Origin of the sequence: Gottfriedia endophytica (genome assembly GCF_017814275.1) — a bacterium.
Lineage (GTDB): Bacteria > Bacillota > Bacilli > Bacillales > Bacillaceae_G > Gottfriedia > Gottfriedia endophytica.
Genome location: NZ_JAGIYQ010000002.1, coordinates 271023 through 284202, shown reverse-complemented (window position 1 = coordinate 284202; position 13180 = coordinate 271023). Strand labels below are relative to the sequence as shown.

13 protein-coding genes are annotated in these 13180 nt (G+C 32.9%); 7 read left to right on the top strand and 6 right to left on the bottom strand.

Annotated features, from left to right (window positions below; genetic code table 11):
- Positions 1–36: 36 nt before the first annotated feature.
- Complete coding sequence (locus tag J5Y03_RS04075; RefSeq protein ID WP_209402795.1) at positions 37–1272, top strand: DNA polymerase IV; 1236 nt, start codon at positions 37–39, stop codon at positions 1270–1272.
- Positions 1273–1321: 49 nt separating this feature from the next.
- On the opposite strand, the gene J5Y03_RS04070 is transcribed toward J5Y03_RS04075, so the two are convergent.
- Together J5Y03_RS04070 and J5Y03_RS04065 are read right to left on the bottom strand one after the other, a co-directional pair.
- Positions 1322–1930, bottom strand: a complete 609-nt coding sequence (locus J5Y03_RS04070; protein WP_209402793.1) for a DsbA family oxidoreductase — start codon at positions 1928–1930, stop codon at positions 1322–1324.
- Positions 1931–2810: 880 nt separating this feature from the next.
- Positions 2811–3911 (bottom strand): BMP family lipoprotein, encoded by a 1101-nt coding sequence (locus J5Y03_RS04065; protein WP_209402791.1) that lies wholly within the window; start codon positions 3909–3911, stop codon positions 2811–2813.
- 656 nt (positions 3912–4567) lie between these two features.
- Between J5Y03_RS04065 and rnz the strand changes: the two genes are divergently transcribed.
- From rnz to J5Y03_RS04045, 4 genes are all read left to right on the top strand, one after another.
- Complete coding sequence (gene rnz / locus J5Y03_RS04060; protein ID WP_209402789.1) at positions 4568–5491, top strand: ribonuclease Z; 924 nt, start codon at positions 4568–4570, stop codon at positions 5489–5491.
- Positions 5492–5563: 72 nt separating this feature from the next.
- Positions 5564–6310, top strand: a complete 747-nt coding sequence (locus J5Y03_RS04055) for a polysaccharide deacetylase family protein (RefSeq protein ID WP_245208729.1) — start codon at positions 5564–5566, stop codon at positions 6308–6310.
- 297 nt (positions 6311–6607) lie between these two features.
- Positions 6608–6931: a lmo0954 family membrane protein gene (locus tag J5Y03_RS04050; RefSeq protein ID WP_209402787.1), complete on the top strand. Its 324-nt coding sequence runs from the start codon at positions 6608–6610 to the stop codon at positions 6929–6931.
- A gap of 19 nt (positions 6932–6950) precedes the next feature.
- On the top strand, positions 6951–7571 hold the full coding sequence (locus J5Y03_RS04045; protein WP_209402785.1) for a PspA/IM30 family protein: 621 nt from the start codon (positions 6951–6953) through the stop codon (positions 7569–7571).
- Between the two features lie 270 nt (positions 7572–7841).
- On the opposite strand, the gene J5Y03_RS04040 is transcribed toward J5Y03_RS04045, so the two are convergent.
- The gene (locus tag J5Y03_RS04040; RefSeq protein ID WP_209402783.1) at positions 7842–8045 is read right to left on the bottom strand and encodes a hypothetical protein; all 204 of its coding nucleotides are present in this window, start codon (positions 8043–8045) and stop codon (positions 7842–7844) included.
- 71 nt (positions 8046–8116) lie between these two features.
- Positions 8117–8959, bottom strand: a complete 843-nt coding sequence (gene proC / locus J5Y03_RS04035) for a pyrroline-5-carboxylate reductase (RefSeq protein ID WP_209402782.1) — start codon at positions 8957–8959, stop codon at positions 8117–8119.
- Between the two features lie 279 nt (positions 8960–9238).
- On the opposite strand from proC, the gene J5Y03_RS04030 reads away from it, so the two are divergent.
- Positions 9239–10210 (top strand): MBL fold metallo-hydrolase, encoded by a 972-nt coding sequence (locus J5Y03_RS04030; protein WP_209403134.1) that lies wholly within the window; start codon positions 9239–9241, stop codon positions 10208–10210.
- Positions 10211–10222: 12 nt separating this feature from the next.
- Positions 10223–11011 carry an SDR family NAD(P)-dependent oxidoreductase gene (locus tag J5Y03_RS04025; RefSeq protein WP_209402779.1) on the top strand — a complete coding sequence of 263 codons (789 nt, stop codon included), beginning with the start codon at positions 10223–10225 and terminating at the stop codon, positions 11009–11011.
- Between the two features lie 251 nt (positions 11012–11262).
- On the opposite strand, the gene J5Y03_RS04020 is transcribed toward J5Y03_RS04025, so the two are convergent.
- On the bottom strand, positions 11263–11904 hold the full coding sequence (locus tag J5Y03_RS04020; RefSeq protein ID WP_245208727.1) for a polysaccharide deacetylase family protein: 642 nt from the start codon (positions 11902–11904) through the stop codon (positions 11263–11265).
- A 93-nt stretch (positions 11905–11997) separates the two neighbouring features.
- Positions 11998–13173, bottom strand: a complete 1176-nt coding sequence (locus J5Y03_RS04015; RefSeq protein ID WP_209402775.1) for an MGDG synthase family glycosyltransferase — start codon at positions 13171–13173, stop codon at positions 11998–12000.
- Positions 13174–13180: the final 7 nt, after the last annotated feature.

Sequence of the window (13180 nt, the reverse complement as noted above, 5' to 3'; positions counted from 1 at the left end):
AGGAAAGGAAATAAACTTGTAAAAAGGAGGGGCATAATGAATTCCTGGGTACCAAAAAATGGTCGTGTAATATTACATGTTGATATGAATGCATTTTTTGCGTCCGTTGAGATTGCAAATGATCCTTCTTTAAAAGGAAAACCTTTAGTTATTGCAGGTAATGAAAAAGAGCGTAGAGGCATTATTGTTACAGCAAGTTATGAAGCTAGAGCATACGGTTTAAAAGCTACAATGCCACTTTGGGAGGCTCGAAAAAAATGCCCAAACATGGTTGTTAAACTACCTAACCATGAATTATATCGTAAGGTTTCACGACAAATGTTTGCAAAATTAGGTACGATCACACCTTTAGTAGAGGCTGCTTCAATTGACGAAGGATACTTGGATATAACTGATTGTAGAGATTTAGGTCATCCAATTGAAATCGCAAAAAAAATACAACAAATTCTATTGGATGAATTAGGGTTACCATGCAGTATTGGAATTGCACCCAATAAGTTTTTAGCCAAAACTGCCTCTGACATTAAAAAGCCACAAGGGATAACAATATTACGAAAAAGAGATGTTCCACTTACGTTATGGCCAAAGAAAATAAGAGAAATGCATGGAGTCGGACTAAAGACAGAAGAAAAATTAAATACAATTGGAATCTATACAATAGAAGATTTGGCGAAAAGTGATATAAATAAAATTCAGGCATTGTTAGGGAGTAATGGTATTTCGTTAAAGAATCATGCTAATGGAATTGATGAAAGGGAAGTAGATCCAAGTAGGATGTTATCCTATCGAACGATTGGGCATTCTTCAACTTTTTCAAGTGATGTTTCAGATGAACATATAATAGCATCTTCTTTTGAAAAATTATCGAATCGTGTTTGTGATAGGCTACGAAAAAAGGGATTAAACGCTGAAACAATCAGTATTACACTCCGCTTCAAAGATCGCAAAACTATCACACGAAGCATGACAACACAATCTCCTATCCAAGAAGGAAGTTCAATTTTTAAAGAAGTTATGAAGCTGTGGAAAAATAATTGGAATGGAGAACCCCTCAGGTTAATTGGGGTAACTACTTCGAATTTAGTTGCACATGATGAGGTAACGAAACAGTTAGATTTATTCTCATATGAACAAGATGCTAAGCAAGAGCCATTAATGGAAACGATTCAAAAATTAAAAAATAAGTTCGGTGAGGATATAATTGGTCTAGGGAGAAGTAAACAAAAAATTAATTCAAAAAATATTTTAGATGTCTTAAAAACGACAGAGTAAAAGGCTATCCACTAAATAGTGATGATAGCCTTTTTTATGTGGAAATGGATTAACAACCTTCTATTCCACAAAAATCTCCAGATTGTGGTGTACTTTGTTTTTTTAATGCATTTAAAAATGCTTCTTTACTTTGTGCACCTTGTAAAACTGTATCCCCAATGATAAAGGTTGGTACAGCATTTATGAATGAAGGATTTTGTATTTCAGAATCATTTGTAGTTTGATTAATTGCTTCTACAAATTCATTTGTAGGTAATCCGATTTCATTTGCAATATCAGTTAGAACATTGACATCTCCAATGTTTTTTTCGTATTTCCAAAATGCTGTTAATACTGCCTTTGCATAATCATCGCCTTTACCCTTCGATTGTGCAAATAAAAATCCTCTATGAGCAAGTAATGTTGATGGATGTGGATCCATTGAAGGTAAAACCATATCAACACCTAATTTTTCTGCAAGAGGTTTAACTCCAAAATTCCATCCTTGTTGAATATATGAACTTTTTGGGCTTAATGGTTCAGTTCCTTCAGGACGTAATTGAAATGGTTTCCACTCAACTTCAACTTCCTCATTTATTTCTTTTAAAGCATTTTCAAGTGATTGTTCCCCAAGATAACAAAATGGGCAAACATAATCAGAATATACAGTGACTTTCATTATTCTTCCTCCAATCTTATAACGAGAGTATAGTATGTAAATAAAAATTATACAATTAAAATGCTTATATTTTGTAATTTAATATATTTTTTAAAGCTACTATCGAATTGTAAGTATGACTGCCTTAATTTTTGGCTGTTTTTTTATTCATTGTTGTTAATTGTAGTATGTGTTAATTGATTGGAACGTAGGAATACTCATGCCATGCGGAAAGCGAGCAACCTGGAGTTGTAATTAACTACGTATTCTAAAATAACAACAATGTATACAAAAAAAACTTTATTTTAAGAGAAAAGGACAGCAGAATTATTTTTGCTGTCCTCTTTACGATAACTTATAGTACTGTTCAATTTACATAAGAGTTATTATTATTCCTCATCATCAATAAAAATATGGCTTGTATAAAAAGATTTCCGTCCTAACAGTGACAAAGTAAGAAAAATCAACACACTTATAAAGGCTAAAACTATTCCTATAACGATGCCTCCAAGAAAAATAAAAAAATTTAGATTGCTAATGAGGAATGTCCAAATATTAATCGAAAGAAGTCTGCAAAGTAAAAAAAGTAATATTACAAATATGAAGACATAAAAAGTGTTTTGTATTATTTTTGACAATGACTTGCACCTCATTAATTTCTTTCATAATGCTATGTTATGATACGAAATTAATGTGGTAGCAAATAAAAGAAAAAACAGGCTTGTTCTACTTGAAAATGACAAGCCTGTTTATCCCGCATTAACGGGCAATACCTCCTCACCTCAAGTTTGAGAGAGGTAAGGAAGAAGATTGTTGATTACTTCCCGTAAAAGCCCGATTGGAGGGGCTAACCATCAGTGGAGCTGAAGAACCTCCCCACTGATGGAAGTTTCACTTTATGTTATTTTTTTGGCTTTGTTTTTAGTTTTGGTTTAGGTTGTGGCTTAGTAGGTACAAAGTTTTGTAAATCTTTAGCTGTTTTTGGGACAACAATTGTGCCTGATCTAATGGTGTCTTTATAAAGGTTAATTTGTTTTAGTTCTTTTTCAGTTAGATTTTTATTTTCTTTTGGTAATCCTACTCCATGTTCCTTTATCCCAAAACGAAAAATTTTTCCTCCAGGGAAGTTTTCTTTTTTTGTGTTATTTATTACCTTTTTTAAGGCAATGTCAATATGCTTTACGGCAGAGGTTAATGTAACATTTTCAGGAAGACCTTCACCGTATTGATCACGGTCAACTCCGATAACCCATACTTGTTTTCCGATTCTCTTACGATTTTTAGCTTCTGTAAATACTCCATTTCCGGTAGCGCCAGCAGCTTGAAATATTACATCAGCCCCTTTATCATAAATTGAAGCAGCTAATGAAGTTCCTAGTTCAGGCTTATCAAAAGCATTTGCATAATTTGAAATAACTTTGATACCAGGGTCTATAGATTGAATACCTGCTTGAAATCCGTATTCAAATTTTTCAATTATGTCTGTTTTGACGCCACCGATAAAACCTATTTTGCGTGACTTCGTTTTGAGTGCTGCTGCAACTCCAGCTAGAAAAGATACTTCTTCTTCTTTAAAAGTGATGCTTGCAACGTTTGGTTTTTCAACAATACCATCAATAATAGCAAAATCAGCGTCCTTTTTTTGAGCAGCAACCTTTCTAAGTGAATCAATAAAAGGATAACCAACTCCGATAGTAAGATCATAGCCTTTACTTGAAAAATTTTTTAAATTTGGGATAAAGTCTTTACTAGATGTAGATACTATATATTTATAGTTTTTATTTTCTTTCCAACCATTTTTCGTTCCGATTTCTTTAATTCCTTCCCAGGTAGCTTGATTAAAAGATCGATCATCTATTCCTGTTTTATTTGTAACAATCCCAATACGAAACTTCTTTTCTTTATTCGGTTCATTGATATTATTAATTGATTTACCGCATCCCGTAAAAATTAAAACAATTACAAAAGATAATATGAATATGGAAAAAAACTTCTTTTTCATCTCCTCACCTCCGAATCACCGTATTATTGACTTTATCCTATATAAACGGGCTGTAAAAATCCTTACTTCAAGGTTGAGAGTGAAGATTGGAGAAGGATAACTGCCCGTAAAGCCCGATTGGTTTAACAAACCATCATTAAGGGATGAAGCTTCATACTGATGGAAGTTTCACTTTATCAACTAAATTTCCCTGAATTAATAGGTTTCATTCACTTCTTTGGTTAGAGAAGATTCAATATAAAGGCTATCCTGAAAATATTAAAGAACGATGATTAGGATGAATTCCTTATTTTCATAGGCCATCGTGCGAATGTTATAAGCATGGATGTCTCTTTTCTAAAAGGTTGTTGTTTTTTTAGATTTTGTTAAAACAGTTGATAATTAAGTTGATTGGAGAGGAAGGTGCGAGACTCCTATGGGAGCAGCGGGACAGGTGAGACCCCGCAGGAGCGATAGCGACGAGGAGGCTCACCGCCCGCCCCATGGAAAGCGAGCGTACTGGAGCGGAAATCAACTTAACACATTGTTAAATAGCAACATTGTTTACGAATACAGCCTATATAAAACATTTTAAGAAAGCTGATTGTTGGAATGATTGGCATTTCCTTTTACTCATGATAATGTAAATAAATAGATAGAATGATGGAGGAAATAGTGTGGAATTAGTATTTTTAGGAACAGGTGCAGGAATGCCTTCGAAATCAAGAAATGTAAGCAGTGTTGCTTTGCAATTATTAGAAGAAAGAGGGACTACTTGGTTATTTGATTGCGGTGAAGGAACTCAGCATCAAATTTTACATACAACAGTTAGACCTGGGAAAATCGAAAAAATTTTTATAACCCATTGTCATGGTGATCACTTATTTGGGTTACCTGGGTTATTAAGCAGTCGTACATTTTTGGGTGGTGATGAACCAGTAACAATCTATGGCCCAAAAGGAGTTAAAGAATTTGTAGAAACTTCATTTCAAGTGAGCCATACATATGTGAAATATCCAATTTCATTTATAGTGGTTGAAGAAGGAATCATATTTGAGGATGAAAAATTTAAAGTAGAATGTATTGAACTAGAGCATGGTATTCAATCATTTGGATACAGAATAATTGAAAAAGATTTGCCAGGAGAACTACTAGTTGAAGAATTAAAAAAGATTGGGATAAAGCCAGGACCTATATATAAATATCTTAAAGAAGGAAGAAAAATTACACTTGAAGATGGACGAATAATAGATGGAAATAACTTTTTAGGACAATCCAAGGCTGGTAGAAAGATTGCGATTGCAGGAGATACACGAATGACAAATAAAAGTAATCTCTTAGCTGAAGGAATGGATGTCCTTGTACATGAAGGTACTTTTTCAAAAGATGAAGCAAGGCATGCATACGATTATTTTCATAGTACAAGTACCCAAGTTGCAAATGTAGCACAATCGGAACAAATTAAATTGTTGATACTCACCCATATAAGCGCAAGATATCAAGGTGAAGATACTGAAATGTTACTTCAACAAGCGAAAGAAATTTTTTCAAATACTCAAATTGCAAAAGATTATGATCGAATTCCTATACCAAGGTATTAAGAGTATTTAAGGCATAAAATACGGCTTTCCGGTCAAAATAATTGTATTATGTATTAAAGGAAGGTCGCCTCATTGAAACAGATAATTTATCTTTTTTTAATTTTGTTATCCTGTAGCTTGATGCCAATTTCAACTGAAAAAGTGAATGCTTCTGAAAAGAATCGGTATTATTTTGAGAAAAAAGGAACGGCAATATGGGAAGTACCTGTCAAAGAAAAGGTCATTGCAATTACATTTGATGATGGGCCAAATGTTGAATATACCCCGCAAGTTTTAGATTTATTAAAACAATATAATGCCAAGGCAACCTTCTTTTTGATTGGTGAACACGTTCAGTTGCATCCGGAACTTGTCCAGCGTGAGATTGATGAAGGTCATGAGGTTGCAAATCATACTTATAATCACGCAAGATTAAAAAATTTAAATGAAAAGGAAATAAAAGAACAAATAAAGAAAACACATGATGCTATTGTTGAGGCGGTAAATGTAGAGCCAACTCTTTTTCGCCCACCTTACGGGTATTATAGTGAGCGTTCAATTAATGTGGTACATGAATTAGGTTACCTAACTGTAATGTGGTCTTGGCATCAGGATACTTTTGATTGGAAAAATCCTGGTGTTCAGAAAATTGTTTCAAAGGTTTTATCAGCAACGCGAAAAGGGGATATTGTGCTCTTTCATGATCATGGCGGTAATCGTAGGCAAACCATAGAAGCTTTAAAAAAAATCCTACCAGCTTTAACAAATAAAGGCTATGAATTTGTGACCGTATCACAATTATTACAAATAAAAGCAGGGGTAAAAATACCTAGCTTTTAAAAAGGCTCTGTATTTCAGTGAATCTGAGACATTCTGCAGATAAACAGACAGTAGAGATATTGAATGGAACGAATGACGAGGATTGTAAGTTCTTACGTAGAAGAGAGCGGATTACCTTGACTATCATTGTGAAGACTTTAAAAGAAGCTATCCAAAGAAAATTTTGGACAGCTTCTTTTTTTCATCACTGCATTATTAAACTCATCCTTAAGTCGTAGAAGAAACCATTCTAGAGGCCATTATTGGAGTAATCAAATGTGAGTAAAATAAGGATATAAGTTGAAAGGAGGCAATGTAATGAAGAAATTTTTATTCATTTTGCTAGTGTTAATTTTAATTGGCGTCACATTAGCGTCTCTAGGTGGGGTTATATCATTAGCGATCGGTTTAGTTATTGCATATTACAGCTTTAGACGTTTTATTCGTACAGATTCCTTATTTGTCAAAATTGTTTGGGTAATCATTGGATTAACTGGACTGTCAATTGCGATTAGTGGAATTCCATCCGTATTTGGAATAGCCGCGGCAATTCTACTTTATTATTTATACCAAGATTATCAAGAAAGAAAACATTGTGTAAAACATGATAAAGAATTTGAAGACAATTGGAAAACACTTTAATTAAAAGGGGATAGAAAAAATGACTAATTTATTTAAACGTATTAAAAATCAAATTTCTGCTGATTTAAATCACTTATTAGATGAGAAGGAACAAAAAAATCCAATTTCACAACTAAATTATTTTGTTAAGCAATCAGAGAATGAATTAAATAAAGTAAGAAACCTTTTAGAGCGTCATTATTCACTGAGAACGAAGTTTCAAGTAGAAAAAGAAAGTGCACTTCAATCTATTTTGAAAAGAGAAGGGCAATTAAAAATTGCAACTGAAGCAGAAGCCGAAGACTTAGTTAAACGTGCAAATGAAGATATACTTTTTTACCAAAATCAAGTAGATCAATTTTCTGCTCTTATCCAAAAAACGGAAGAAGAAATTCAATTTATGCATGAGCAAGTTGAACAAATTGAAAAAAAGTTGAAGGAGTTACACACAAAAAAATACGATCTTATGTCCCGTCAAAATATGGCACAGGCAACTAAAAAAATTAATGAAACAAACAATTTTTTAAATAGTAAAATGCCATCAATTGATGTAAATTACTTCGAAAAACAAATACGTGATCTTGAATTGCGTGTACGTTCTGAATTTGATCTTCAATCATTTGATTATAAGATTGAACAATTGAAACGAAAATTATCATAATTCTTTCTTAATCAGTATAAACAAACAGTACTTTTAGGTTTTGTTCCTATTAGTACTGTTTTTTATTGAAAATCGAGATAAGTTGATTTCCGCTCCAGGATGCTCGCTTTCCGTGGGGTGGGCGGTGAGTCTCCTGCGGGGTCTCACCTGTCCCGCTTCTCCCATAGGAGTCTCGCACCTTCCACTCCAATCAACTTATTTTTCATCAGTTTCTTATACCAAATCCTTTTAAAATAACAATCACATAGAAAAGAACCATTTTAGTTTAAATTAAACATTATCGCTAATATGATGCGATTTTAAAGAAGTGCTGACAAATAATACAGTTCTAATGAGAGGGTGTACAAGAGAATCTCCAACAAGATAACTAATTGTAACGATAAATATGAGGGCTAAAATGATTAGTATCACCGCAATTGTTGTAATGATTCTCTTAAAACTAGATAATAAGATGTCTTTACTTGCCCATTTCATAAATAAATTCCCCCTCAAAAGCCAATGTTTACTGATTAATTTTATTGTCTGGGAGAATACTTCATGACAAATTAAGTAGACTTCATCCATTTTTTATATTCAATTTCAATTTCCTCTGATCGCTCAGTAGCTCTTAAAAAACACCGTTGAAATGAATTAGAAACTTCATTATCCTCAAGGATCGAAATTCCTGCTTGAGTTGTTCCGTTTGGACTAGTTACCTTTTTTCGTAAAGTAAGTGGTGAATTGTTTGTTTCTTGAAGCATTGAAACTGCACCAACTAGTGTTTGTTGTATGAACGGCTTTGCAATATCTCTATGAACGCCAAGGCTCATCGCAGCTCGTTCAAATTGTTCTACAATATAATAAATATAGGCTGGTCCACTTCCGAAGAGTCCTGTCATCGCATGCAATTCTTCTTCTTCAACTTTTGCAGTGATTCCAACCTGTTTAAAAAGTTGTTCGACTAACTGCGCTTTTTCAAAGGCTACTTCATGATCAAAAGATAAAGCAGTTGCGGATTTCAATACAAATGATGAAGTTGTTGGCATAGCCCGAACAATATTTAAGTTGTCTTTACCTATTAAATTTCTTATCGTTTGGATTGAAACACCTGCTGCAAGAGATACGATTACTTGCTCCTCATGAAGGAAGTTTTTACAATCGTCAATTGTAACGGTTAGATCTTTTGGTTTTACTGCAAGAATAACAATATTTGCACCAGTTATAGCAAGTTCCTTGTTTGTTGTTGTTAATACTCCATAGTTTAAGTGAAGATGATTAAGACGTCCTAAATCCTCTCGATTTGAAACAACGATTTGTTCACTTTCTACAAATTCACTTTTCAATAATCCAGCTACGAGAGCTTCAGCAATAGCACCAGCACCAATAAATGCAATCTTTCCATCAAACATGGAATTCCTCCTAATCCATAAATGTGATAGATATTTATATTCACTTAGATGGTGAGTTATGCCTAGTATCATAAAAGCAATAGGTGAAAGATAACTTGTGGTATAATGTGGGAAAATCAACAAAGATTTAACTATATTTTTAATTGTTAATGATTCGAATAAAGGTTTTTTTATGTTAAAGATGGTAAAATAGTTTTTGAGAATTCGATTAATTATTCTTTTAATATGAAATAGTTTAAACTGACTTCATTAAATTTTAGGAGGTCATATATGATCCCAATAAATAAAATCCATTGTTTATCTATCCCAGTTCCATATTCAATGCAAACGGTAAATGTTTATTTGATTGAAGGAGACTGCTTGACGTTAATTGATACGGGAACGAATACAACTGAATCATTGGAAGGGTTAAAACTTGGTTTAAAAGAGTTAGGCTATAAAATAAGTGACGTAGAACAAGTTATTTTAACTCATCATCATCCTGATCATAGCGGACTTTTAGAAGTATTTCGTGATGATGCACTCATTATTGGTCATGACCGAAACATCCCTTATTTAATTCAGGAAGACTCTTTTTTAATTTCGTATGTTCACTTTTTTACGAATCTTGCAAGAAAATTAGGTGTACCAGAAGAATTTATAAAACTAATGCCTCGTTATGACCGGAAGATTCCTTATTCAAGTAAGAGAAAATTAACTCATACTGTGACTGAAGGAGATTCCCTTACTAGCTTAGAAGGATTTACTGTCATTTATACTCCTGGACATGCGACATCTCATATTGCACTTTATCGTGAAAGTGATGGGTTATTATTTGGTGGAGATTTACTGTTAGAAAAAATATCTTCAAATCCGCTTTTAGAGCCACCTTTAAATGGAGAGATACATCGTCCTAGACCATTACCACAATATAATCAATCACTTAAACGAATCGCTTCAATGCCGATTCAACAAATCTATACTGGTCATGGAAACCCTGTCGTAGACGTACAATCTTTAGTAGAATATAGATTGGAAAAACAACAGTTACGTGCTAATAAAGTATATGATTTATTAAAAGGAAGTCCTTTAACAGCTTATGAAGTATGTAAAGAAATTTTTCCAAAGGTTTATCAAAGACAGTTATCATTAACGATGTCTGAAACAGTAGGTCAACTTGACTACTTAGAAGACTTAGGGAAAATTAAATTAGAAGAACGTGAAGATGGAACGCTTGTTTATAAACCGAATGAGCATTCAGTCAGTAATTGAGGTGGAAAGTTTTTGGACTTGTTAGGTAAAACGATTGTGATAACAGGTGCTTCCAGTGGACTTGGAAGTGAACTTGCTTTTCAAGCTGCAGAAAAAGGAGCAAATCTTGCTTTACTTGCACGTCGTGAAGAGGAACTAAAAAGATTAAAGGAACGTTTAGTTGAGCAATTTCCAATTAAATGTCATTATTTTGTTGTTGATATTACGAACGAGCATAAACTTAGAGAAGTGTTTTTACAGATTGAAGATCAATTTAATGGAATTGATGTACTGATCAATAATGCAGGATATGGAGTGTTTGAAACGGTTGAGCAAACATCATTAGATGAAATGAAAAAAATGTTTGAAGTGAACGTTTTTGGACTAATTTCATGTAGTAAATTTTCAATTCCTTCAATGCGACTTAAAGGCAAAGGTCATATTATTAATATTGCTTCCATGGCAGGGAAAGTTGCAACTTCCAAAGCAGCTGCTTATGCATCAACAAAACATGCAGTTTTAGGTTTTAGTAATGCTTTACGCCAAGAATTAATAAATGATCATATCTTTGTTACAAATATCAACCCAGGACCAATGGATACACCTTTTTTTGAGATTGCAGATGATTCAGGTAGTTATGCAAAATCTGTGCGTAAAATTATGTTAGATCCTCAAAAGGTAGCAGGGAAGGTTATTTCCCTAATAGGTAAGAATGTTTTTGATGTTGATTTGCCTTGGTGGATGGGTACTGGTTCCAAATTGATGGCCTTATTCCCTAGGATTTCGAATAAACTTTTAATAAAATTTGGTAATAAAAAATAAATGCTATTTTCTAATGTGATTGTTTTTAGACCTTTTTTAAGATTATTCTTTTTGGTTCTGTAATTTAAAAGACAGAGGTTGATTGGAACGGAAGGGTGCCAGGCTCCTGTGGGAGCTCACGCCCCTAGGAAAGCGAGCAACCTGGAGTGGAAATCATACACATACTGAAATTGCAACAAAGTTTACGAAAACAGTCAAAATAAAAAACAAACATTGTTGAACAGTTTATTCCGTTCAATAATGTTTGTTTTTTATTTTTGTAGAAAATAGTCAAGACGAACAAATTCAAAGTCTTTTAAAACATTCTCATCAAGTAAATTCTCTAAAGCTTTAATCATTTGTCCAGGCGCATCTTGATCAGCCCCAAAAGTTTCACCACTATCATGTAAAACAATAATTGATCCATTTTTTATATTAGTTTTTAATTCGCTTTTAATTCGCTGACTACCACCTTTTAATTTCCAATCTCCTACCATAACAGACCATAATATTATTTTATATTTACTTGGAAAAATAAGATGATAAAGATTGAGTATCCCCCATGGAGGACGATAATAATTAGGGCTCTCTCCAGTTATTTCATTTATAAGTTTTGCCGTTTTGTCTATTTCATTTTTTGATCTTAATGGAGAGTTAAACCAATTAAACGTATGGTCGTAATTGTGTATCCCTATTAAATGTCCTTCGTTACTCATTCTTTTAATTATGTCAGGATACTTTTTAGCTTTCGCACCAACAATAAAAAAAGTCGCTTTAATCTTATATTTTTTTAATAGATCCAATAATAATGGGGTGTATATTGGATCTGGTCCATCATCAAAAGTCAATGTTATTTCATTTTCCGCTTTTGGGTTCTTTTTAACCACAAGGAAATTGAAAATGCGTGTTAACAAAAAAGGTAACACGCAATATAGAGTAAAAATAATAAGAATTATTTTAAATAGTGTTATTATCATAATTGTTTCCTTTTTTGATCAATAAACAAGTTATTTAGCATAAACAACCATTTCACCTTGGTTGTCGTAAAGTATTTGATCGATAGATCGCATTGAGCCTAATTGCAAATACCTTTTTAGAATATCAAGAGAAACAAGACTACTCTTAAGTTGCTTTGCTTTCATTTGCATTGAAATGAGCTTTTCTTTATTTTTAATTAGCTCATTTAAAGTTAGTTTTAAGTCATCATGGCTAGTTGCTAAAATTGCAATTCCTGATTCTGTTAGGAAAGAAGCGTTATCTTCTTCTTGCCCTGGTAGTGGATCAATTAAAAGCATTGGTAAGTCCATTGCGATCGCTTCTGATGAAGTGACCCCACCTGGTTTCGTAATTAATAAATCAGAGATTGCCATTAATTCATTTACATAAGTAACATACTTTTTAAGAATGATTCGATGTTTTGAATTTACAATTCTTTTCTTTAACCGATGAAACAGCTTTTGATTATGACCACAAACAATTATTATTTGAAGAGTTTTTTCAATTTCTTCTATTTTATCTAGAATTTTTAGATTCTGTCCAAAAAGACCACAACCTCCCCCCATTAAGAGGAGAGTTGGTGTCTTAGGATCTATACCGTGCTTTGCTTGTAATTCTTTAACAGAATACTGTTGTAAGAATTCACTTTTAACAGGAATACCTGATACTGTAATCTTTGACAGTGGTACTCCTTTTTTTTGTAAATTCTTCCTTACAGAATGTGAACCAACCAAGTAATGATCAGTAAATTGATTAATCCATGAACTATGATCAGTATAATCTGTAAGAGAAGTAATTGTTGGTATATTTATGAGATTTAATTCCTTTAGTCTTGATAAAATAGCCTCTGGATATGGAAATGTAGATACGATTAATGTTGGTTTAACTTCTTTTATTAATTGAAGCATTCGATCCATTTCAGATGAAATTAACCAATTAAGTCTTTTGCTAGATGAAGAGTAGCGTGTTTTTTGAAATACATATCCATAGAGACTGGGAAATAACTTTACACTATTCAGATAAAAATGTTGGATTGTACGAAATAATAAAGGATGTGACCATGCAATAAAATCAATAATGATAGGGTTACATGATTGATCTTGAACTTTTATTTTTTCGGCAATCGCTTTAGCAACTTGTTGGTGACCTTCACCGTATGAACTTGATAAAATTAATACGTTCTTCATAAAAATC